This is a genomic window from Streptomyces gardneri, from assembly GCF_006539185.1.
Classification (GTDB): Bacteria; Actinomycetota; Actinomycetes; order Streptomycetales; family Streptomycetaceae; genus Streptomyces; species Streptomyces gardneri.
This window is the reverse complement of the sequence record NZ_BJMN01000031.1, coordinates 39,704-61,598: the sequence shown is the minus strand read 5'-3', so window position 1 is coordinate 61,598 and position 21,895 is coordinate 39,704. Positions and strand designations below refer to the sequence as shown.

17 protein-coding genes are annotated in these 21,895 nt (G+C 71.2%); 5 read left to right on the top strand and 12 right to left on the bottom strand.

Annotated elements, in window-relative coordinates; all coding sequences use genetic code 11:
• Window positions 1–2 precede the first annotated feature (2 nt).
• The 7 genes from SGA01_RS23655 to uvrC form a co-directional block, all read right to left on the bottom strand.
• Window positions 3–1,214, bottom strand: a complete 1,212-nt coding sequence (locus tag SGA01_RS23655; protein ID WP_141298419.1) for a phosphoglycerate kinase — start codon at window positions 1,212–1,214, stop codon at window positions 3–5.
• A 111-nt stretch (window positions 1,215–1,325) separates the two neighbouring features.
• Entirely contained in the window at window positions 1,326–2,336 is a 1,011-nt protein-coding gene (gene gap, locus SGA01_RS23650) for a type I glyceraldehyde-3-phosphate dehydrogenase (protein ID WP_141298418.1), read from the bottom strand.
• A gap of 219 nt (window positions 2,337–2,555) precedes the next feature.
• The gene (locus SGA01_RS23645) at window positions 2,556–5,507 is read right to left on the bottom strand and encodes a M14 family metallopeptidase (protein ID WP_141298417.1); all 2,952 of its coding nucleotides are present in this window, start codon (window positions 5,505–5,507) and stop codon (window positions 2,556–2,558) included.
• A gap of 163 nt (window positions 5,508–5,670) precedes the next feature.
• The gene (whiA, locus tag SGA01_RS23640; RefSeq protein WP_024758019.1) at window positions 5,671–6,660 is read right to left on the bottom strand and encodes a DNA-binding protein WhiA; all 990 of its coding nucleotides are present in this window, start codon (window positions 6,658–6,660) and stop codon (window positions 5,671–5,673) included.
• Entirely contained in the window at window positions 6,651–7,676 is a 1,026-nt protein-coding gene (locus SGA01_RS23635) for a gluconeogenesis factor YvcK family protein (protein WP_141298416.1), read from the bottom strand. The genes whiA and SGA01_RS23635 overlap by 10 nt, the downstream gene beginning before the upstream one ends.
• Entirely contained in the window at window positions 7,673–8,644 is a 972-nt protein-coding gene (gene rapZ, locus SGA01_RS23630; RefSeq protein ID WP_055644171.1) for an RNase adapter RapZ, read from the bottom strand. Before rapZ ends, SGA01_RS23635 begins: the two co-directional genes overlap by 4 nt.
• Entirely contained in the window at window positions 8,641–10,653 is a 2,013-nt protein-coding gene (gene uvrC / locus SGA01_RS23625) for an excinuclease ABC subunit UvrC (RefSeq protein WP_141298415.1), read from the bottom strand. The genes rapZ and uvrC overlap by 4 nt, the downstream gene beginning before the upstream one ends.
• 58 nt (window positions 10,654–10,711) lie before the next feature.
• Between uvrC and SGA01_RS23620 the strand changes: the two genes are divergently transcribed.
• Window positions 10,712–11,476 (top strand): SDR family NAD(P)-dependent oxidoreductase, encoded by a 765-nt coding sequence (locus SGA01_RS23620; protein ID WP_141298414.1) that lies wholly within the window; start codon window positions 10,712–10,714, stop codon window positions 11,474–11,476.
• 141 nt (window positions 11,477–11,617) lie between these two features.
• Here SGA01_RS23620 and SGA01_RS23615 read toward each other — a convergent pair whose 3' ends face one another.
• On the bottom strand, window positions 11,618–12,421 hold the full coding sequence (locus SGA01_RS23615) for a hypothetical protein (protein WP_141298466.1): 804 nt from the start codon (window positions 12,419–12,421) through the stop codon (window positions 11,618–11,620).
• A gap of 5 nt (window positions 12,422–12,426) precedes the next feature.
• Entirely contained in the window at window positions 12,427–13,014 is a 588-nt protein-coding gene (locus tag SGA01_RS23610; RefSeq protein WP_141298413.1) for a papain-like cysteine protease family protein, read from the bottom strand.
• Window positions 13,015–13,249: 235 nt separating this feature from the next.
• Between SGA01_RS23610 and SGA01_RS23605 the strand changes: the two genes are divergently transcribed.
• Entirely contained in the window at window positions 13,250–14,179 is a 930-nt protein-coding gene (locus SGA01_RS23605) for a hypothetical protein (RefSeq protein WP_141298412.1), read from the top strand.
• A gap of 1 nt (window position 14,180) precedes the next feature.
• Here the strand turns inward: SGA01_RS23605 and SGA01_RS23600 are convergent, their stop codons facing one another.
• Together SGA01_RS23600 and uvrA are read right to left on the bottom strand one after the other, a co-directional pair.
• Complete coding sequence (locus SGA01_RS23600) at window positions 14,181–14,606, bottom strand: Rieske (2Fe-2S) protein (RefSeq protein ID WP_141298411.1); 426 nt, start codon at window positions 14,604–14,606, stop codon at window positions 14,181–14,183.
• Window positions 14,607–14,728: 122 nt separating this feature from the next.
• Window positions 14,729–17,773: an excinuclease ABC subunit UvrA gene (gene uvrA / locus SGA01_RS23595; protein ID WP_141298410.1), complete on the bottom strand. Its 3,045-nt coding sequence runs from the start codon at window positions 17,771–17,773 to the stop codon at window positions 14,729–14,731.
• 155 nt (window positions 17,774–17,928) lie between these two features.
• Here uvrA and SGA01_RS23590 point away from each other — a divergent pair, with 155 nt between their 5' ends.
• From SGA01_RS23590 to SGA01_RS23580, 3 genes are all read left to right on the top strand, one after another.
• The gene (locus tag SGA01_RS23590) at window positions 17,929–18,618 is read left to right on the top strand and encodes a maleylpyruvate isomerase family mycothiol-dependent enzyme (RefSeq protein WP_141298409.1); all 690 of its coding nucleotides are present in this window, start codon (window positions 17,929–17,931) and stop codon (window positions 18,616–18,618) included.
• Between the two features lie 38 nt (window positions 18,619–18,656).
• Window positions 18,657–19,313 carry an MBL fold metallo-hydrolase gene (locus SGA01_RS23585; RefSeq protein ID WP_055644163.1) on the top strand — a complete coding sequence of 219 codons (657 nt, stop codon included), beginning with the start codon at window positions 18,657–18,659 and terminating at the stop codon, window positions 19,311–19,313.
• A 150-nt stretch (window positions 19,314–19,463) separates the two neighbouring features.
• The gene (locus SGA01_RS23580; protein WP_141298465.1) at window positions 19,464–20,759 is read left to right on the top strand and encodes an MFS transporter; all 1,296 of its coding nucleotides are present in this window, start codon (window positions 19,464–19,466) and stop codon (window positions 20,757–20,759) included.
• Window positions 20,760–20,830: 71 nt separating this feature from the next.
• Here the strand turns inward: SGA01_RS23580 and SGA01_RS23575 are convergent, their stop codons facing one another.
• The gene (locus tag SGA01_RS23575) at window positions 20,831–21,856 is read right to left on the bottom strand and encodes a TerC family protein (RefSeq protein ID WP_141298408.1); all 1,026 of its coding nucleotides are present in this window, start codon (window positions 21,854–21,856) and stop codon (window positions 20,831–20,833) included.
• Window positions 21,857–21,895 lie beyond the last annotated feature (39 nt).

Sequence of the window (21,895 nt, the reverse complement as noted above, 5' to 3'; positions counted from 1 at the left end):
GGTCAGTCCTCCAGTGCGGCGAGGCCGGGCAGCGTCTTGCCCTCGAGGTACTCGAGGGAGGCGCCGCCGCCGGTCGAAATGTGGCCGAATGCCTTCTCGTCGAAGCCCAGCGTGCGCACGGCGGCGGCGGAGTCGCCACCACCGACGACCGTGAAGGCCGGGGAGTCGACGAGCGCCTGGGCGACGGCCTTGGTGCCCTCGGCGTAGTCGGGGTGCTCGAAGACGCCCATCGGACCGTTCCAGAAAACGGTGCCGGCGTCGGCGAGCTTCGAGGCGTAGAGCTTACGGGTCTCCGGACCGATGTCCAGGCCCTCCTCGTCCGCCGGGATGGCGTTCGCGGCGACCGTGGTCGGGTTGGCCGGAGCCTTGGTCTTGAGGTCCGGGAACTCGGGCGAGACCAGGACGTCGACGGGGAGAACGAACTCCACGCCGCGCTCCTCGGCACGCTTCAGGTAGTCCAGGACGGCCGGGATCTGGTCCTTCTGGAGCAGCGAGATGCCGACCTCGTGGCCCTGGGCCTTGAGGAAGGTGTACGCCATGCCGCCGCCGATGAGGATGCGGTCGGCCTTCTCCAGGAGGTGGTCGATGACCCCGAGCTTGTCGGAGACCTTGGCGCCGCCGAGCACGACCACGTACGGCCGCTGGACCTCGTCCGTGAGCTTCTTCAGGACGCCGACCTCGGTGGCGATGAGGTAGCCCGCGGCGTGCGGGAGGCGCGCCGGGAGGTCGAAGACCGAGGCGTGCTTGCGGTGCACGGCACCGAAGCCGTCGCCGACGTAGAGGTCGGCGAGGGCGGCCAGCTGGTCCGCGAAGGCGCCGCGCTCGGCGTCGTCCTTCGAGGTCTCGCCGGCGTTGAACCGGAGGTTCTCGATCACGGCGACCTGGCCGTCGGCGAGGCCGGCGACGGTGGCCGTGGCGGACTCGCCGACCGTGTCGGTCGCGAAGGCCACCTCGGCGCCGAGCAGCTCACCGAGGCGCGCGGCGGCCGGGGCGAGGGAGAACGCCGGGTCCGGGGCGCCCTTGGGGCGGCCCAGGTGCGAGGCGACCACGACACGGGCGCCGGCGCCGGCGAGCGCCTTCACCGTGGGGACGACGGCGCGGATGCGGCCGTCGTCGGTGATGGTCGTGCCCTCGAGGGGCACGTTGAGGTCGGCGCGGACGAACACCCGCTTGCCGGAGACGCCTTCGGCGAGAAGCTCGTCGATCGTCTTCATCTGTCACAGACTCCTTGGTACGCGGTGGAGCACACAAACAGGGCTCGCACAGCGCGGCATTGCGCTGCCCGAGCCCTGCTCACATCGAAAGCCTGCCCTGAACCCTAGAGCTTAGAGCTGGCCGCCGACGAAGACGGTGAGGTCGACGAGACGGTTGGAGTAGCCCCACTCGTTGTCGTACCAGCCGAGGATCTTGACCGTGTTGCCTTCCTGGACCATGGTCAGGGAGGCGTCGAAGGTGCAGGACGCCGGGTCGCTGACGATGTCCGAGGAGACGATCGGGTCCTCGGTGTAGTAGAGGATGCCCTTGAGGTCGCCGTCGTCGGCGGCCTTCTTGAACGCGGCGTTGACCTCGTCCTTGGTGACCTCGCGGTCCAGGGTGACGACCAGGTCCGTGGCGGAGCCGGTCGGGACCGGGACGCGCATCGCGATGCCGTCGAGCTTGCCCTTGAGCTGCGGGAGGACCAGGGCGGTGGCCTTGGCGGCGCCCGTCGTGGTCGGGATGATGTTCTCCGCGGCGGCGCGGGCGCGGCGCAGGTCCTTGTGCGGGAAGTCCAGGATGCGCTGGTCGTTGGTGTACGCGTGGACCGTGGTCATCAGGCCCTTGACGATGCCGAAGTTCTCGTCGAGAACCTTGGCCATCGGCGCGACACAGTTGGTCGTGCAGGACGCGTTGGAGATGACGTGGTGGTTGGCCGCGTCGTACTTGTCCTGGTTGACACCCATGACGATGGTGATGTCCTCGTCGGAGGCCGGAGCCGAGATGAGGACCTTCTTGGCGCCGCCCGCGATGTGCTTCTCGGCGTCGGCCTTCTTGGTGAAGATGCCGGTCGACTCGATGACGATGTCGACGCCCAGCTGACCCCAGGGGATGTCGGCCGGGTTGCGCTCGGAGAGCACCTTGATGGTGTGGCCGTCGACCGTGATGGTGTCGGCGGTGTGGGTGACCTCGGCCTTGAGGCGTCCCAGGATGGTGTCGTACTTCAGCAGGTGTGCCGTGGTCTCGGTGTCACCCAGGTCGTTGACAGCCACGATCTCGATGTCAGCACCCTGATCAAGGAGCGCGCGGAAGTAGTTCCGGCCGATGCGGCCAAAGCCGTTGATGCCTACGCGGATCGTCACGAACCGATCTCCTCGTTAGCTACGCCGGTGTACTCGACGCCGGCGAGATTTTTGTTTTTTAGGGATGTCCCCGACCGCTTACGACCCTACCCCTCCAGGGGGCTCGGAGTGACATCGCGCGCATCCGCGCGTGCCCGGAAAGTGAGGGAAAATGGCCGGCGGCCCGTACCTACCAACGGGTACGGGCCGCCATGGGACCTTTGTCCCCACTACTCTCCGTCAGCGCCGGAGCACCCCGAGGGCGCGGCCGACGATCCGTCCCCGCTCGGTCGCGCCGGGCACGTGCTCCAGCCCGTAGCCGAGGAGCACGGTGTCGCGTGTCGTGACCGCGGCCTGGGAGTGGAAGAGCGCCGGGGAGCGCGTCCAGTCCGTGCCGTTGCCGGGGCTGCCCTCCGGTGCGCCCGGTACCGTCCAGGCGCCGAGGCCGGTCTCGAAGCCCTCCGGCTCCGTGGTGGTGCCGGTGACGAGGCGGGTGTCGTCGACGAAGGCGCCGGTCTCGCCCGTACCGGGGTCGGAGACGTACGAGATCGAGAGCTCGACCCGCTTGCCGGCCCAGGCGCTCAGGTCGACGGAGGCCTGCCGCCAGCCGTTGGAGGGGCCGGTGAAGGCGTTCCAGGAACCGCTGGTGCCGGTGGCCGCGCAGCCGTCCTCGCCGACGGTGAGGTAGCGGGCGAGGAACGGGTGGTCGCGGACGTAGTAGCCCTCGCCGCAGTCCGCCGGGGGTGTGGCGGAGGTGCCGCCGTTGACGTCGGGCAGCGTCGTCCAGTCGTCCTGGCCGACGGTGTGGGCCTCGACGATCAGGTTGTCGTAGCCGGGCTCGGTGTCGTAGCTGACCTGGAAGTCGAGGCGCGGCGTGGCCGCGGCGGCGACGCCGGTGAGGTCGACGGTCCTGCTGAGCCGGGCCCAGGTGCCGTCGGCGTGCTTGACGGCCGCGAAGGTCGCGCCCTCGGCGGGCTCGAAGGGGGTGCGGACGCCCGGGTAGTCACCGGCGGAGGCGCTGTCGGCGAACTGCGGGAACTCGTCCGGCTTCAGGGTGTCCGAGGTGACGGTGTACGCACCGGCGTTGTCCAGCGGGTTGTCGGCGGCGGCGCCGAGGCCCGCGCCGACGCCCGCGAAGCGACCGGTGCCGGCGAAGGCGGGCGGGTTCTTGAGGCCGGCCCGGTGGTAGGCGCCGAGGTAGTACTGGGCGAAGTCGTTGGTCTCGGCCCGGCCGACCACGGTGAGCCCGCCGGACTTCTCACCGGCGTTGATCAGCTTGCCGCCCTCGTTGAGGTAGGCGCGGACGGCGAGCTGGGTGGGCCCGGAGGGCCGCTCGGCGCCGGTGTACCAGACGACGGTGCGGAAGTGGGAGAGCACGCCGAGGGCGTCCGGGGTGCCCTGGGTGGCGACGTCCCAGACGGCGGCCCTGCGGCCGTTGTCGGCGAGCGCCTTCACGTAGGCGGCGGTGTGCTTCGCGGCGGTGGTGCCGCCCTCGTCGGCGAGGACGAGCACGTCGCCGCGGGGCCGCTCGGCCACCTTGTAGGTGAAGGGGGCGGAGGCGGTGGCCCGGCCCTCTCGGGTGCGGGCGGTGAAGCGGACCTCGACGGAGTCGCCGGGCCTGGCGCCCTCGACCTCCGCTCGGTACTCGTCGAAGTAGAGGTTGTCCTCCCCGCCGTAGGTCTCGCCGCCCTTCCAGGCGTCGAGCTCCTCGCGGTGGGTGCGGCCGCCGTTGATCCGGTAGGTGAGGGTCTTGTCGCGCAGGGACTTGCGCGCGGTGACCGCGACCTCCTGCTCGCCGCCGCGGGCGTAGGAGGTGGCGAAGGCGGCCGGGGTGAAGTCGGGAGCCTCCGTGCCGACCGGGGAGACGGGCCGGTCCGGGCGGGCGGCGCTCTCGGCGACGGCCAGCGCGAAGGGGATGTTCTTGGCGAACTCGGCCTGGATCAGCTTCTCGTCGTCCGGGAAGGTGAAGACGGAGGCGCAGTCGGCCGGGTTCCAGGCGTCGTTCGGGTCGACCCGGGAGGCGGTGGCGCAGGTCGACATCTCCGGGGTGAACATCTGCATGCCGTTGACGTTGGCCGCGTGTCCGTCGGCCTCGCCGTTGGTGATGTACAGCTCCGAGGAGACCTGCGGCCGGTAGCCGGGCACGGCCGACTTCTGCGGGGTGCCGGCGAGCGCCTTGAGGGCGATGTCGTCGGGGGTGTCGGTGGCGACCTGCCAGCCGACGCCGTAGAGCAGGAGCTGGGCGGCCGAGTGGTAGTTGATGCCGTACGAGAAGCCGATCCGCTTCTGGAAGGCGTCCAGGGCCTTGGTCTCGGGCTCCGACATCGGGCCGGTGCCGCGGAAGGTCTCGTCGGCCGGGTCGGGGGACGAACCCTCGTTGTCGTAGCCCCACTTGTAGGCGAAGTTGCGGTTGAGGTCGACGCCGTCGCCCGGCACGATCCGTCCGTCGCCGTCGTTGTCCCGGAGGTTCTTGCGCCACTGCCGGTTCTCGGGGTCGGCGTGGGTGAAGTCGTAGCCGTCCGGGTTGGCGGAGAGCACGAACCACAGCTCGGTGGTGTCGACGATCCGGGTGATCCGCTCGTCCTTGCCGTAGCTGTCGACGTAGTGGTGGAGCAGCCGCCGGGTCATCTCGGGGGTGATCCACTCGCGTGCGTGCTGGTTGGACACGTACAGCGTGGCGGGCTTGGAGCCGTCCTTGGCGCGCTGGGCGCCCTTGCTGACCTTGAGGGCGAGGATGTCCTGGCCCTTGAGGGTCTTGCCGATGGAGACGACCTTGGTGATGCCGGGGTTGGCCCGGGCGGTGTCCAGGATCTCCTGCTTGAGGCCGTTCGGGCCGCTGTACGGGCGGAAGACGCCGTCTCCCGCGGCGGCGACCCGCTTCTCGGCCTGGGCGCTCAGGTCGTGCTCGGCGAGCTCGACGCCCTGACCGCGCAGCTGCCCCGCCTGCCGGTCGGTGAGGAAGAGTTCGACCGTCGCGGAGCCCTTGTCGGGCACCTGCTCGGTCATCTCGTGCGCGTCGGCCCCGGCTTCGAGGAGCAGCGGAACCTGCTCCTTGGTGACCTCGGCGCGCCATACGGAGAGGGCGTCGCCGCCGTCCCGGTCGTTCGGCTGTGCTCCGGCGACGGGTGCCGCCGCCACTCCCGCGATCAGCAGTGAAGCCGCGGCGAGGATCGATCTCGCTCTGCGTCTCATGAGCCCCCCTTGCTATTGCCTGCCACGAAGGTGAACAGACGCCAGGCTCATGGGCACTCATGGGCCTGTCAAGGGTGCCTCGCGGGTGTACGAGAAAGCTGCCGGTGCCTCAGAAAGGCACCGGCAGCTCGGAGTTCGGGGTTCCGGACGATGGGACGGCCGGTCAGCCGACCAGGCTGTCGTCTAGCTCCTCGGTCAGGTTGGACTCGGTCCCGGGAATGCCCAGGTCCTGCGCCCGCTTGTCGGCCATCGCGAGCAGTCGGCGGATCCGTCCGGCCACCGCGTCCTTCGTGAGCGGCGGGTCGGCGAGCGCACCCAGCTCCTCCAGGGAGGCCTGCTTGTGCTCCATGCGGAGCCGGCCCGCGGCGGCGAGGTGCTCGGGCACCTCCTCGGCGAGGATCTCCAGGGCGCGCTGCACCCGGGCCCCCGCGGCGACCGCGGCGCGCGCCGAGCGGCGCAGGTTGGCGTCGTCGAAGTTGGCCAGGCGGTTGGCGGTGGCGCGGACCTCGCGCCGCATCCGCCGCTCCTCCCAGGCCAGCACCGACTCGTGCGCGCCGAGCCGGGTGAGCAGGGCGCCGATCGCGTCGCCGTCGCGGACGACGACCCGGTCCACGCCCCGCACCTCGCGGGCCTTCGCCGCGATGGAGAGCCGGCGGGCCGCGCCGACCAGGGCCAGCGCCGCCTCCGGTCCCGGGCAGGTGACCTCCAGGGAGGAGGACCGGCCGGGCTCGGTCAGCGAGCCGTGGGCCAGGAAGGCGCCGCGCCAGGCCGCCTCCGCGTCACAGGTCGCGCCGGAGACCACCTGCGGGGGGAGACCCCGGATGGGGCGGCCCCTGCCGTCCACGAGGCCCGTCTGGCGGGCCAGCTGGTCGCCGCCGCCCACCACGCGCACCACGAAGCGCGAGCCGCGCCGCAGCCCGCCGGGGGCCATCACGATCAGTTCGGAACTGTGTCCGAAGATCTCCAGGATGTCCCGCTTCAGGCGGCGCGCCGCCATCGCCGTGTCCAGCTCCGCCTCGATCACGATGCGGCCGCTCACCAGGTGCAGCCCGCCCGCGAACCGCAGGATCGACGAGACCTCTGCCTTCCTGCAGCAGGTCCGGGTGACGGGAAGCCGGGAGATCTCGTCCTTCACCGCTGCCGTCATCGCCATGGGCCGATCCTTCCATGCATCCGAAAAATACGGTCGTACGCGGCGGCCAACAGCTCCGGGTCATGCTTCGCGGAGCCGTCGGGCCCGGCCACCGGCGCCAGCTCGACCGCGGCACCGAGCCGCTTGGCGGCATCGGCGAGGGACTCGCGATCGGGCACGGCAGCCTCGTCGGCGAGCACCACGTCCAGGGCGAGTTTAGGGGCGTGTCGTCCCAAAACCTCCAAATGACGCTGCGGAGAGAAGCCCTCTGTTTCTCCGGGTTGCGGAGCGAGGTTCAGCGAGAGCACCTTCCGGGCCTTCGTCTGCGCGAGGGCGTCGAGGAGTTCGGGGACGAGGAGGTGCGGGATCACGGAGGAGAACCAGGAGCCCGGACCCACGACCACCCAGTCCGCGTCGAGCACGGCCGCGACCGCCTCGGGCACGGCCGGCGGGTCGTGCGGCACGAGGTGCACGGACTGCACGTCTCCCGGGGTGAGCGCCACGGTCGCCTGGCCGCGCACGGTGTCCACGTCGTCCGGCCGCTCCGGGTCGTGCCCCTTGACCAGGGCCTGGAGCTCCAGGGGTACGGCGGACATGGGCAGCACCCGGCCCTGGGCGCCGAGCAGCCTGCCCACCAGGTCCAGGGCCTGGACGGGGTCGCCGAGCTGCTCCCAGAGGGCGACGATCAGCAGGTTGCCGACGGCGTGGCCGTTGATCTCGCCCTTGGACTGGAAGCGGTGCTGGATGACCCGGGCCCAGGTCTGGCCCCAGTCGTCGTCCCCGCAGAGCGCGGCGAGCGCCTTGCGCAGGTCGCCGGGGGGCAGCACGCCGAGCTCCTCCCGGAGCCGGCCGCTGGAGCCCCCGTCGTCGGCGACGGTGACGACGGCGGTGAGGTCGCCGGTGATCCGGCGGAGGGCGGCCAGCGAGGCCGAGAGGCCCATGCCGCCGCCCAGCGCGACGACCTTCGGCTGGGCGCCGCGCCTGCGGAGCGTGCGCCGCACCGTCAGCGTGGAGACGCGGCGACGGTACGGCTTCACTCGCGCCCCATGTCCCGGTGCACGACGACGGTCTCGACCCCTTCGGCGGCGATGCGGGCGGCGAGCCGCTCGGCGGTGGCGACCGAGCGGTGCTTGCCGCCCGTGCAGCCCACGGCGATGGTCACGTACCGCTTGCCCTCGCGGCGGTAGCCCGCGGCGATCAGCTGGAGGAGCTCCGTGTAGCGGTCCAGGAACTCCTTGGCGCCGGGCTGGTTGTAGACGTAGTTCGACACCTCCTCGTTGAGGCCGGTGAAGGGGCGCAGCTCGGGGACCCAGTGCGGGTTCGGCAGGAAGCGCATGTCGACGACGAGGTCGGCGTCGACCGGCAGGCCGTACTTGAAGCCGAAGGACATGACGGTGGCGCGGAGCTCGGGCTCCTCGTCCCCGGCGAACTGGGCATCCATCTTGGCGCGCAGCTCGTGGACGTTGAGGCTGGAGGTGTCGATGACCAGGTCGGCGTCGCCGCGCAGCTCGCGCAGCAGGTCGCGCTCGGCGGCGATGCCGTCGGTGATGCGGCCGTCACCCTGGAGGGGGTGCGGCCTGCGGACCGACTCGAAGCGCCGGACCAGGGCGTCGTCGGACGACTCCAGGAAGACGATCCGGCGGGTGACCTGCTTGGAGTCGAGGTCGGCGAGGGAGTCCCGGAGGTTGTCGAAGAACTGCCGGCCGCGGACGTCCACGACGACGGCGATCCGGGCGACGTTGCCCTGGGAGCGGGCGCCGAGCTCCACCATGGTGGGGATCAGCGCGGGCGGCAGATTGTCCACGACGAACCAGCCGAGGTCCTCGAGACACTTCGCCGCGGTGGAGCGGCCGGCTCCGGACATGCCGGAGATGATCACCAGCTCGGGAATGGCCGCCTCGGCGCCGTTGTCGCCGGGGGTCTCCTTCGTGCCCGTACTCACGTGTCCTGCTCCGTCTTCTCGGTCCTGCTCGTCGTGCTGCTCGTGCTGTTCCTGCGCGGTCATGCCGTGCCGCCCCCGTCGTCTTCCATGATCTCTCCTGTCGCCGTGTTCACGGCGGGTGCGGCCGGGGCCGCCTGAGCGAGGGCCACGACGACCGCCTCCGCGGTCTTCAGGCCCATGCCGGGGACCTCGCGGATCTGCTCGATTGTCGCCTGTCGGAGCCGCTTCACCGAGCCGAAATGCTTGATCAACGCCTGTTTCCGCGTCTCACCGAGACCCGGGACGGCGTCGAGGGGGCTGGTCCGGATGCGTTTCGTCCGCTTGGAGCGCTGGTAGCGGATGGCGAAGTCGTGAGCCGTGTCACGTACCCGCTGGAGCAGGTAGAGGCCCTCGCTGGAGCGGGGCAGCACGACCGGGTCGTCGTCGCCGGGGAGCCAGACCTCCTCCAGGCGCTTGGCGAGCCCGCAGACCGCGATGTCGTCGATGCCGAGCTCGTCGAGGGCGCGCCGGGCGGCGGCGACCTGCGGCTGCCCGCCGTCGACCACCACGAGCTGGGGCGGGTACGCGAAACGCTTGGGCCGACCGTCGTCCTGGCCGTCCTCCGCCGGAACCTCACCGTCCCCGTCGACCCGTCCCCTACCTTCGGCGGGGAGACCCCACTCGCCGGTCTTCTCCTTCTCGGCGAGGTAGCGCTTGAAGCGGCGGCCGATCACCTCGTGCATCGAGCGGACGTCGTCCTGTCCCTCGAAGCCCTTGATCTGGAAGCGGCGGTACTCGCTCTTGCGGGGCAGCCCGTCCTCGAAGACGACCATCGAGGCCACGACGTCCTCGCCCTGGAGGTGCGAGATGTCGAAGCACTCGATGCGCAGCGGCGCCGAGTCCAGGTCCAGGGCCTCGGCGATCTCCTCCAGGGCCCGGGAGCGGGTGGTCAGGTCGCTGGCGCGCTTGGTCTTGTGCAGGACGAGTGCCTGCTGCGCGTTGCGCGCGACCGTCTCCATCAGGTCCTTCTTGTCGCCGCGCTGCGGGATGCGCAGCGAGACGTTGGAGCCGCGGCGGCCGGCCAGCCAGGCGGTGACGGCCTCGGTGTCCTCCGGCAGGGCCGGGACCAGGACCTCCTTGGGGACCGTGTCGCCGCTCTCCTCCCCGTACAGCTGCTGGATCGCGTGCTCGACGAGCCCGGCCGTGTCGACGGCCTCGACCTTGTCCGTGACCCAGCCGCGCTGGCCGCGTACGCGCCCGCCCCGCACGTGGAAGATCTGGACGGCGGCTTCCAGCTCGTCCTCGGCGAGGGCGATCAGGTCGGCGTCGGTGGCGTCGGCGAGGACGACCGCGCTCTTCTCCATGGCCTTGCGCAGGGCCTCTATGTCGTCGCGGAGCCGGGCGGCCTTCTCGTACTCCATGTCCTCGGCGGCGATCATCATCTGCTTCTCGAGGCGGCGGATGTACGTGCCGGTGCGGCCCGCCATGAAGTCGCAGAACTCCTCGGCCAGTTCGCGGTGCTCTTCGGGTGTGACCCGGCCGACGCAGGGTGCCGAGCACTTGCCGATGTAGCCGAGGAGGCAGGGGCGGCCCGCCGAGGCCGCGTTCCGGAAGACGCCGGCCGAGCACGTCCGGACGGGGAAGACCCGCAGCATCAGGTCGACGGTCTCGCGGATCGCCCACGCGTGCGCGTACGGCCCGAAGTAGCGCACGCCCTTCTTCTTGTGGCCGCGCAGGACCTGGACGCGCGGGAACTCCTCGTTGAGCGTGACCGCCAGGTACGGGTAGCTCTTGTCGTCCCGGTACTTCACGTTGAACCGGGGGTCGTACTCCTTGATCCAGGAGTACTCCAGCTGGAGCGCCTCGACCTCGGTCGAGACGACGGTCCACTCCACGGAGGCGGCGGTCGTCACCATGGTGGCCGTGCGCGGGTGCAGGCTCACGAGCGGCTGGAAGTAGTTCGCCAGCCGCTGACGCAGGGACTTCGCCTTCCCCACGTAGATCACCCGGCGGTGCTCGTCGCGGAATTTGTAGACCCCCGGCGAGTCGGGGATCTGCCCCGGCTTGGGGCGGTAGCTGGAGGGGTCTGCCATGGTCCCCACCCTACTGGCGGGGACCGACACTCCGGCCTCGCGCGCTCGTTGGCGGGACATGACGAATCAGGTGACGGGACGGGCCGCGCGGCGGCTGGCGGACCGGGTGTGCGTGATCACGGGCGCGGCGAGCGGGATCGGCCGGGCGACGGCCGAGCGGTTCCTCGCCGAGGGGGCGAGGGTGGTGGCCGCGGACCTCGACGGGGAGCGGCTGGCGACGCTGGAGGGCGCCGTTCCCGTGATCGGGGACGTCTCCGTGGCGGAGGACGCCCGGCGGATGATCGACACGGCGGTCGAGCGCTTCGGACGGCTCGACGTGCTCGTGGCCAACGCCGGCGTCATCCCGCTGCTCGACATCACCGAGGCGGAGCCGGCGGACTGGGACACGGTCATGGCCGTCGACGGCCGTGGCATGTTCCTGACCTGCAAGTACGCGATCGAGGCGATGCTCGCCTCGGGAGGCGGGGCGATCGTGTGCACCTCGTCGATCTCAGGGGTCGCCGGGCAGGCACGGCAGGCGGTCTACGGCCCGGCGAAGTTCGTCGCGAGCGGGCTGACCAAGCACCTGGCGGTGGAGTGGGCGGACCGCGGGATCCGGGTGAACGCGGTGGCGCCCGGCACGATCGAGACGGAGCGGGTCGCCGCCGCCCGCGTGGAGCCCGGCGGCCCCGAGTACCTGGGGGAGGTACTCGGGGCCCACCCGATGGGCCGCTTCGGCACCCCGGAGGAGGTGGCGTCCGCCATCCTGTTCCTCGCCTCCGACGAGGCCTCGTTCGTCACGGGCGCGATCCTCCCGGTCGACGGGGGGTACCTGGCCCGCTGACCCCCCGTCCCGGTGCGAGCCGCCTCCGGGCCTCTTGCCCGTGTGGGCGGTCGTCCCGCCGGGGCGGGACGGGTGGGCACACGGGGCGGCGCCTTGGTGGGCGCCTCCGCTCCCGGCGCCCACCCGCACCGCCGGCGCGGCTCAGGCCTCGCCGGCCCCGCTCCGTCGGCGTATCAGCACCGTGCCGGTCAGTCCGAGGACCAGCAACGCGCCCGCGCCCGCCGCGGCGGAAGCAACGGTGACCGCGGGCTCCGCCTCGGCCGCCGCCGCACGGGGTGCGGGCGCCGGTGCCGGTGCCGCCGCCTGCGGGGCGTAGCCGCCCGCCGCGCCCTTCCTCGCGTACGCCGAGCCGGGGAGCTTGTCCCCGTACGCCTCGGCGACCCGCTCGCGGTAGGCGGCCAGGCTCGTCCCGTTCTTCCCGACGGCGCGGACCGCGTCCTCGTCCAGGGGCAGCACCTTCGCGCCCTTCTGGACGTACCAGGCGTCGATCTGCGGCTCCCGGAAGACGAGGCCGCCGGGCAGCACGCGCCCGCCCTGCTCGGCGTACCGGATCTCGTCGTCCCCGGTGGCGATGTTCACGACCTGCCAGCCGCCCGGCTGCTTCACCGTCCACAGCGAGGCCTTCTGGCCGTCCGAGGCGACGGCCCGGCTGGCCCGGAACTCGACGCGGGCGACGGGCGCCCCCGCCTTCCCGGCGACGAAGTCCGGGGAGAGGATCAGGACCGGCACGGATCCGCCCTCGACGCGCGGGGCGGCCGCCGAACGGGCGAGCGCCCCGTCCCGTGCGAAGAACCGGGACAGGGTGTCCAGGGTCTGCGGCGCGGAGGCTGCCTGCTCCGGGGTCGGCGCGGCCGGCAGGTTCTCCGCGGCGGCGGCCGGGAGCGCCCCGAGGGCGACGAGGGCGGCGGTGGTCAGGAGACCGGCGCCGATGGCACGTCCGTTCATCGTCGTCACGCCCCGATCCGGTAGAGCGAGTGGGTCCAGGAGAAGGAGTTGTTGTTGACGTACCAGGAGTGCGAGGCCCAGTTGTAGCGGTCGCTGGAGGGCCAGGGGTCGCCCCAGTAGACCCAGCTGTTGGCGTCGTCGTAGCCGTAGATCACGTGCATGTGGCCACCGCCGCTCGACCACTGGATGCGGGTCTCGATCGGTCTGTCGGCGTTGATCTCGGTCTGCACGGTCGGGTAGCGCAGCCAGCCGGTCACGTACGAGCCGGGGTTGACGCCCGCCCAGCTGAGGCCGGTCTGGACGTTGCCGAGGGTGGCCTGGTTGTTGGGGCAGTCGTAGCCCTGCTGGCGGTTGAAGGCGGCGTTGCAGAACTGGTTCTGGCTGTAGTTGCGGCCGAACCAGGTGGCGATGGTGTTGCCGCCCGCCGCCCAGCACCAGTTGGTCTTCTGCTGGGCCTGCATGGTGATGTTCAGCCGCTTGGAGCCGAGGGTGGAGACGTCCTCACCGGTGGGCGCGGCGGACGCCGAGGTGGTGGGGGCGAGGAAGAGGGCGGCTGCGGCGAGTGCCGCGAGGGACAGTTTCCTGCTGCGCATCGCGTTCCTCCCGTGGAGGGGGGTGGGGATGTGGGGAGTGGAGGAGCGCGTCCGGACGCTGGTCAGGAGCATCGGCCGTTGTCGGGATCCGGTCAACACGCTTCAATGCGGGGTGACATCGGACTGTGAACGGTGTGACCCGGGTGTGAACGGACGCCCTCGGTCCACCTGCCCGCCCACCCCACGCGGCGCGTCGGTCCGCTCCCCCACCGTGAATGTTCACTGAGGAGCCCTCGTGAGCCACACCGAGGCCGATCTCGTGCAACTCCTGCACACCGGCCCCTTCCATCTGGCGCTGCGCACCGCGCTCGCCGTGCGCGGGCTGCCGCTCCAGCGGGTCCAGCACCATCTGGCGCACCGGGGCATCAGGGTCGGCGTGACGAGCCTGAGCTACTGGCAGCAGGGCGCCCGGCGCCCGCAGCGGCCGGAGTCCCTCAAGGCCGTACGCGCCCTGGAGGAGGTGCTCCAGCTGCCCGGGAACTCGCTCCTGCGGCTCCTGTCGGGCGACGCGGCCGGCCGGGTCGAGGTGGAGCGCCCGGCGGGCCGCTCGTACCGCTCACTGGTGGAGGTGTCCGGCTCGGTCGAGGAGCTGCTCGCGGAGCTGGAGTCCCCCGCGGACGGCGGGCTGCACACGGTGGGGCACCACGAGCGGGTGCGGATCGGGGCGGCGCGGGAGCTGGTGGGGCGCGAGTCGCAGCACGTCGTGCGGGCGCACCGGGACGGGGTCGACCGCTATCTGGCCATCCACCACGGGGATCCGGGGTGCGATCCGTCGCGGGTGGCGGTGCGGGCCGTGGAGAACTGCCGCACCGGGCGGGTGCGGTGGCACGAGGAGACGGGCGTGGTGGTCGCGGAGCTGCTCTTCGACGCGCGGCTGCGGGCCGGGGACACGCACCTGTTCTCGTACGGGTTCGAGGACGGCACCGCGGGGCCGAGCGGGGAGTACGTGCGTGGCTTCAGCTTCGCCGGCGGGCAGTACGTGCTCCAGGTGCACTTCGACGAGGCGGCGCTTCCGGTGCGGTGCCGGAGGTTCGCCCAGACCTCGGCGGGCGCGCCGCGCGGCGGCCGTGCGGAGCTGACGCTGAGCGGTCGGCACCGCACGGTGCACGTCGTGGAGCAGGGGGTGCGCCCGGGGATCCTGGGGATCGACTGGGACTGGTCCTGACCTACGCCTCGGGTCCGGCGACCAGCTCGCCGTTCTCCACGCGGACCGGGACCTCGGGGAGCGGGACCGTGGCCGGGCCCTTGAGCGCCTTGCCGGTCGTCACGTCGAAGCGGCTGCCGTGGCAGGGGCAGTTGCCTTCGTTGTCCTCGACCTTGTCGAGGACACAGCCGGCGTGGGTGCACTGGGCGCTGAAGGCCTTGTACTGGCCCTTGGCCGGGCAGCTCACCACGAGCCGCTGCTCGCGGTAGAGCTTGGCGCCGCCGACCGGGACCTCGTCCGGGGCGCCGAGGGCGACGGGGGCGGTCGGGGTCGGGACCACGGCGTGGCCGAGCTTGGACTCGGTGGAGCAGGCGGCGACTCCCAGCCCGGCGGCGCCGGCGAGGGCGGCACCCTTCAGTACGGTGCGGCGGCTGGACTGGCCGGACATGAGCGCTCCACGGTGGGATCGGGGCAAGGCGTGACCGAACCGACGATACCGGCGGAGTTCCGCGGGCTGTCGGCCGGGCCGGACCTGAGAAGCGGGGCCCCGGGTGGGGCCCCGCCTCCGGGTCAGGCCTTGCGGGCCCGGGTCGTCGCCTTCTTGGCGGTGGCCTTGGTGGCCGCCGTCTTCGTGGCCGCCGTCTTCGTGGCCACTGCCTTGGTGGCCGTCTTCTTCGCCGGGGCCGCGGACTTCTTGGCGGGGGCCTTCTTCGCCGCCGCCTTCTTCGCTCCCCGTGCCGCCGGGACGGATCCGCCGGCGTCGCTGATCCGGTCGGCGTCGAGGATCTCGCGGAGGAACTTGCCGGTGTGGCTCGCCGGGACCGAGGCGACCTCCTCCGGCGTGCCCTCGGCGATCACCAGGCCGCCGCCGCTGCCGCCCTCAGGGCCCATGTCGATGACCCAGTCGGCGGTCTTGATGACATCGAGGTTGTGCTCGATGACGATCACCGAGTTGCCCTTGTCGACCAGGCCGGAGAGGACCTTGATCAGCTTCGAGATGTCCTCGAAGTGCAGACCCGTGGTCGGCTCGTCCAGGACGTAGACCGTGCGGCCCGTCGAGCGCTTCTGGAGCTCGGAGGCGAGCTTCACGCGCTGGGCCTCACCGCCGGAGAGCGTGGGGGCGGACTGCCCGAGGCGGACGTAGCCGAGGCCGACCTCGTTGAGCGTGCGGAGGTGGCGCGCGATGGTCGGGACGGCCTCGAAGAAGTCGAGGGCCTCCTCGATCGGCATGTTCAGGACCTCGGCGATGGACTTGCCCTTGTAGTGGACCTCCAGGGTCTCCCGGTTGTACCGGTCGCCGTGGCAGACCTCGCACGGGACGTAGACGTCCGGGAGGAAGTTCATCTCGATCTTGATCGTGCCGTCGCCGGAGCAGTTCTCGCAGCGGCCGCCCTTGACGTTGAAGGAGAACCGGCCGGGCAGGTAGCCCCGGACCTTGGCCTCCATCGTCTCCGCGAAGAGCTTGCGGACGTGGTCGAAGACGCCGGTGTAGGTCGCCGGGTTCGACCGCGGGGTGCGGCCGATCGGCGACTGGTCGACGTGCACGACCTTGTCGACGAGGTCGTCGCCGTCCACGCGCGTGTGGCGCCCGGGGACCGACTTGGCGCCGTTCAGCTCGCGGGCCAGGTGGGTGTAGAGGATGTCGTTGACCAGGGTCGACTTGCCCGAGCCCGAGACGCCCGTGACGGCCGTGAGGACGCCCAGCGGGAAGGAGACGTCGATGTCCCGCAGATTGTTCTCGCGGGCCCCGTGGACGGTGAGCCGGCGCCCGGGGTCCACCGGGCGGCGGATGTCCGGGGTGGCGATCGCCCGGCGGCCGGACAGGTACTGCCCGGTCATCGACTCCTCGTTGGCGAGGAGCTCCTTCAGGGAGCCGGAGTGGACGACCTTGCCACCGTGCTCGCCGGCGCCGGGGCCGATGTCGACGACCCAGTCGGCGACCTTGATGGTGTCCTCGTCGTGCTCGACGACGATGAGCGTGTTGCCCATGTCCCGGAGGCGGACCAGGGTCTCGATGAGCCGGTGGTTGTCGCGCTGGTGGAGACCGATGGACGGCTCGTCGAGCACGTACAGCACGCCGACCAGGCCGGAGCCGATCTGGGTGGCGAGCCGGATGCGCTGGGCCTCGCCGCCGGAGAGCGTGCCCGCCGCCCGGTTGAGGGAGAGGTAGTCGAGGCCGACGTCGACGAGGAAGCGCAGCCGCTCGTTGACCTCCTTGAGGACCCGCTCGGCGATCTTCTTGTCGCGGGCGTTGAGCGTCAGCCGGGAGAGGAACTCGGCGCAGTCGCTGATGGACATCGCGGAGACCTCGGCGATGGACCGCTCCATGACCGTGACCGCGAGGACGATCGGCTTGAGGCGGCTGCCCTCACAGGTGGGGCAGGGCACCTCGCGCATGTAGCCCTCGAAGCGCTCGCGGCTGGAGTCGCTCTCGGCCTCGCCGTGGCGCCGCTTGACGAAGGAGACGGCTCCCTCGAAGGCGGGGCTGGTCCACGCGCGCTCCCGTCCGTACCGGTTGCGGTAGCGGACCTCGATCTGGGTCTTGTGGCCGTACATGAGGGCCTTCTTGGCCCGCTGCGGAAGACCGGCGAACGGAATGTCGGTGCGGAAGCCGAGAGCCTGGGAGAGGCCGTCGATCATCCGGCCGAAGTACTCCTTGGTGTGCCCGTGCGACCAGGGGTGGATGGCGCCCTCGTCGAGCGACTTGTCCTCGTCCGGGACGATCAGCTCGGGGTCGACCTCCATGCGCGTGCCGATGCCGGTGCAGTCGGGGCAGGCACCGAAGGGCGAGTTGAAGGAGAAGGAGCGCGGCTCCAGCTCCTCGAAGGACAGGTCGTCGTACGGGCAGTAGAGGTGCTCCGAGTACATCCGCTCGCGCTCGGGGTCGTCCTCGGGGAGGTCGACGAAGTCGAGCACGACCATGCCGCCGGAGAGTCCGAGCGCGGTCTCGACGGAGTCGGTGAGGCGGCGCTTGGCGCTGTCCTTCACGGTGAGGCGGTCGATGACCACCTCGATCGTGTGCTTCTCCTGCTTCTTCAGCGTCGGCGGCTCGCTCAGCTGCACGGTCACGCCGTCGACCCGGGCGCGGCTGTAGCCCTTGGTCTGGAGGTCGGCGAAGAGGTCGACGAACTCGCCCTTCCGCTCGCGCACGAGCGGCGAGAGGACCTGGAAGCGGCTGCCCTCGGGCAGGTCAAGGACCTTGTCGACGATGGCTTGCGGCGACTGGCGGGAGATCGGCCGGCGGCACTCGGGACAGTGCGGCTTGCCGATGCGGGCGAAGAGCAGGCGGAGGTAGTCGTAGACCTCCGTGATCGTGCCGACCGTCGAGCGCGGGTTGCGCGAGGTCGACTTCTGGTCGATGGAGACGGCGGGCGACAGACCTTCGATGAAGTCGACGTCCGGCTTGTCCATCTGGCCGAGGAACTGTCGGGCGTAGGAGGAGAGCGACTCGACGTAGCGGCGCTGCCCCTCGGCGAAGATCGTGTCGAACGCGAGGGAGGACTTGCCCGATCCCGAGAGCCCGGTGAAGACGATGAGGGAGTCACGCGGGAGGTCGAGCGAGACGTTCTTGAGATTGTGCTCGCGAGCGCCACGAACGATGAGACGGTCGGCCACGCCGGTCCGCACCTTTCTTGAGAGAGCGGAGGTCCTGACACACCCAACAACCAAGGATGCCGGATGCTTCCACCGAGCCTATAGCACGCACATTCGATTTCCGGCCGCATGGAGACCGCTTCACCCGAACGAGTGGCGGCGCTAGGGTCGGCGCCATGATCGACCACGAACGTGATCTCGCCTCTGTCAAAGCAGCGACCGATCGCCTGCTGGACGCCGCCGCCTCCTGGGACAACGCGGCGACGGCCGAGCCGTCACGGCTTCCCGGCTGGACGCGCGGCCATGTCCTGGCCCACATCGCCCGGAACGCCGACGCTCTGGTGAACGTCCTCCAGGGCCTTCCCATGTACGCCGACGCCGCGACCCGCGACGCCGACATCGAGCGCGACGCGAGCCGCCCGCTCGCCGTCCACCTCGCCGACCTGCGCGAGAGCGGCGACGGCTTCCAGGCCGCGGGTGCCGAGCCCGCCGACTGGAGCCGCACCGTCGAGCTCCGCAACGGCGTCACGGACAGCGCCTCCCGGATCCCCTTCCGCCGCTGGGTCGAGGTGGCCCTGCACCACGTCGACCTGGGTGTCGGCTACGAGCTGGAGGACCTGCCCGAGGAGTTCGTCCGGCGGGAGATCGACTTCCTCGCGGAGCGCTTCACGGGCCACGCGACCGTCCCGCCGACCCGGATCGTGGCGGCGGAGGGCGCGGGCACCTGGACCACCGGCTCCCCCGAGGGCGCCGAGGTGACCGTGACCGGCCCCGCCCCCGAGCTCCTCGGCTGGCTCGCCGGCCGCCGCGACGGCTCCGCGCTCAAGACCGAGGGCGGCCCGCTCCCGGCGCTCCCTCCGCTGTAGCACCCGCTGTTGTCCGTGGGCGGAGCTAGGCTGAGCCCATGACGTACAGCGGAAGTGTGAAGGTCGGCGGACCGGCGGACGTGCACGAGCTGACGGACCTGATGATCTCGAAGGTCGCGGTCGGCCCGATGGACAACAACGCGTACCTGCTGCGCTGCCGGGCGACCGGCGAGCAGCTGCTGATCGACGCGGCCAACGACGCCGACACGCTGCTCACGCTGATCGGTGACGACGGCATCACCGCCGTCGTCACCACCCACCGGCACGGCGACCACTGGCAGGCCCTGTCGAAGGTCGTCGCTGCCACAGGCGCCCGGACCTACGCGGGGGCGTACGACGCGGAGGGCATCCCGGTCGCCACCGACGTGCCGGTCGAGGACGGCGACACGATCCGGGTGGGCCGGGTCGAGCTGACCGCCCGCAGGCTGGTCGGGCACACCCCCGGCTCGATCGCCCTCGTCTACGACGACCCGCACGGCCACCCGCACGTCTTCACCGGCGACTGCCTCTTCCCCGGCGGGGTGGGCAACACCTGGAAGGACCCGGAGGCCTTCACGAGCCTCATCCACGACGTGGAGACCAAGCTCTTCGCCGTCCTCCCGGACGAGTCCTGGGTCTACCCGGGCCACGGCAAGGACACCACGCTCGGTGACGAGCGCCCGCACCTCGCGGAGTGGCGCGAGCGCGGCTGGTGAGCGGCCTTCGTACCGACAGCGCGCGGCTCACCGGCCGCGCGCTTCCGTACGCCCCCGTAACCGGGGCGGCCGCCGGGTAGTTGGCGCCACATGCGCCCCAGTCACGCTCCGTCCCCGCCCGCTCCCCCGGCTCCACCCGCTCCGCCTTCGATGGTCCGGCTCGCCACCGCCTCGCTCGTCGGCACCGCCATCGAGTTCTTCGACTTCTTCGTCTACGGGACCGCCGCCGCTCTCGTCCTCGGGCCGCTCTTCTTCCCGACCTTCTCCCCGCTCGCCGGAACCCTGGCCGCCTTCGGCACCTTCGCCATCGGCTTCGTCGCCCGCCCGCTGGGCTCGGTCCTCTTCGGGCACGTCGGCGACCGGTACGGCCGCCGTCCCGTCCTCTTCGCCTCGTTGCTCCTGACCGGCTGCGCCACCGTCGCGGTCGGCTGCGTCCCCACGTACGAGACACTCGGCATCGCCGCACCCCTGCTCCTGCTCGCCCTCCGCTTCCTCCAGGGCCTCGGCCTCGGCGGCGAGTGGGGCGGCGCCGTCCTGCTGACGGCCGAGCACGCGCCGCCGAACCGGCGCGCGCTGTGGGCGAGCTTCCCGCAGATCGGCCCGGCGGTCGGCTTCCTCCTCGCGAACGGGGTGATGCTGGCGCTCACGGCGGGCCTGAGCGACGCGGACTTCCGCTCCTGGGGCTGGCGGGTGCCGTTCTGGGCGGCGGGGCTGCTCGCGGCGGCCGGACTGCTGCTGCGCTCCTCGCTGGCGGAGACCCCGCAGTTCGAGGAGCTGTCCTCGTCGGGACGGCGGGCGAGCGCCCCGCTGGCCGAGGTCGCGCGCGACCACTGGCGTCTCGTGCTGCTGACGGCCGGGGCGCTCGCCGTCGGGTACGCGGTGTTCTACACGGTCTCCACCTGGGCCCTGACCTACGGCACCGAGCGGCTCGGGGTGAGCAGCACGGTCATGCTGACCTGCGTGATGGCCGCGGTGGCGGTCAAGGGCGCGGCCACGCCCTTCGTGGCCCACCTCTCCGACCGCTGGGGCCGTCGCCCGCTGTGCCTCGCGGGGTGCGCGGCCTCGGCGCTCTGGATGTTCCCGATGGTGGCCCTGCTGCACACCGCGGAGCCGTTCCTGATGTTCCTCGGCTTCCTGGGCTCGCTGCTGGCCTTCATCACGATGTTCGCGGTGATCGCCGCGTACCTCCCGGAGCTCTACGAGCCCCGCGTCCGCTGCACCGGCGCGGCCGTCGGCTACAACCTCGCCGGCGTCCTCGGCGGCGCCCTCACGCCCATCGTCGCCACCGCCCTCACGGCGGACGGCGGCTCGGGCCCGCCCTGGGGCGTCGCGGCCTATCTGACCGTGGTGGCCCTGATCAGCCTGGGCTGCTTCGCCCTGCTCCCGGAGACACTGCCGGAGACGCTGCCGGAGCCCTCCGCGGCGGTGGAGGGCTCGCCGGCCTGAAGGCCGGAACACGACGGCGACGGCCGGCCGGGGGCGGGTGCCCCTGGCCGGCCGTCGCCGTGGGTGACGCGTCAGGCGTCGACGCTGTCCTTCTCGACGCCGTCCGCGTCCTCGACGCCCTTGGTGTCGGCCGCGCTCTCGGCAGCGGCTCGCTCCGACTGCTTCTTGGAGGCGATCAGGCTGGTGATCGTGGTGATGACCAGGACGCCACCGATGACCGCCAGCGAGAACCCGATGGAGATCTCCGGGACGTGCACCCCGGACTCGTGCAGGGCGTGCAGGACGAGCTTCACGCCGATGAAGCCGAGGATCACCGACAGGCCGTAGCTGAGGTGGACCAGCTTCTTGAGCAGGCCGCCGATCAGGAAGTACAGCTGCCGCAGGCCCATGAGGGCGAAGGCGTTGGCGGTGAAGACGATGTACGGGTCCTGGGTCAGGCCGAAGATCGCCGGGATGGAGTCGAGGGCGAAGAGGATGTCCGTGGTGCCGATGGCGATCATGACGATCATCAGCGGGGTCAGGACGCGCTTGCCGTTGACGCGGATGAAGAGCTTGGTGCCGTGGTACTTGTCGGCGACGCCGAACTTCTTCTCGACGGACTTGAGGAGACGGTTCTCCTCCCAGTCCTCTTCCTCCTCGTCGGCGCGCGCCTCCTGGATGAGCTTCCAGGCGGTGTAGATCAGGAACGCACCGAAGATGTAGAAGACCCACGAGAAGTTCGCGATGACCGCGGCGCCCGCGACGATGAAGATCGTGCGGAGGACCAGGGCGATCACGACACCCACGAGCAGCACGCGCTGCTGGAGGTGGGACGGTACCGAGAACTTCGCCATGATCAGGATGAAGACGAAGAGGTTGTCGACACTGAGCGACTTCTCGGTGACGTAGCCGGCGAAGAACTCCCCGGCCGCCTGGCTGTTGCCGAACACGAGCAGGCCGACTCCGAAGAGCACCGCGAGCACGACCCAGACGATCGTCCAGATACCGGCTTCCTTGACCGAGACGTCATGGGGCTTCCGCCCGATGAAGAAGTCGGCTCCGATGAGGGCGACCAGACCGAGAATGGTCAGCACCCACAGGGTCATTGAAACGTCCACTGCGCCTCCGGCGTCGTACGGCTACTTGATCAGCGTCGT

Bases quoted from the DNA above. Each gene is read 5' to 3' on its own strand.
- SGA01_RS23655 (WP_141298419.1), bottom strand. From the start codon at position 1,214: ATGAAGACGATCGACGAGCTTCTCGCCGAAGGCGTCTCCGGCAAGCGG.
- SGA01_RS23645 (WP_141298417.1), bottom strand. From the start codon at position 5,507: ATGAGACGCAGAGCGAGATCGATCCTCGCCGCGGCTTCACTGCTGATC.
- whiA (WP_024758019.1), bottom strand. From the start codon at position 6,660: ATGGCGATGACGGCAGCGGTGAAGGACGAGATCTCCCGGCTTCCCGTC.
- rapZ (WP_055644171.1), bottom strand. From the start codon at position 8,644: ATGACCGCGCAGGAACAGCACGAGCAGCACGACGAGCAGGACCGAGAA.
- uvrC (WP_141298415.1), bottom strand. From the start codon at position 10,653: ATGGCAGACCCCTCCAGCTACCGCCCCAAGCCGGGGCAGATCCCCGAC.
- SGA01_RS23620 (WP_141298414.1), top strand. From the start codon at position 10,712: ATGACGAATCAGGTGACGGGACGGGCCGCGCGGCGGCTGGCGGACCGG.
- SGA01_RS23615 (WP_141298466.1), bottom strand. From the start codon at position 12,421: ATGAACGGACGTGCCATCGGCGCCGGTCTCCTGACCACCGCCGCCCTC.
- SGA01_RS23610 (WP_141298413.1), bottom strand. From the start codon at position 13,014: ATGCGCAGCAGGAAACTGTCCCTCGCGGCACTCGCCGCAGCCGCCCTC.
- SGA01_RS23600 (WP_141298411.1), bottom strand. From the start codon at position 14,606: ATGTCCGGCCAGTCCAGCCGCCGCACCGTACTGAAGGGTGCCGCCCTC.
- SGA01_RS23590 (WP_141298409.1), top strand. From the start codon at position 17,929: ATGATCGACCACGAACGTGATCTCGCCTCTGTCAAAGCAGCGACCGAT.
- SGA01_RS23585 (WP_055644163.1), top strand. From the start codon at position 18,657: ATGACGTACAGCGGAAGTGTGAAGGTCGGCGGACCGGCGGACGTGCAC.
- SGA01_RS23580 (WP_141298465.1), top strand. From the start codon at position 19,464: ATGGTCCGGCTCGCCACCGCCTCGCTCGTCGGCACCGCCATCGAGTTC.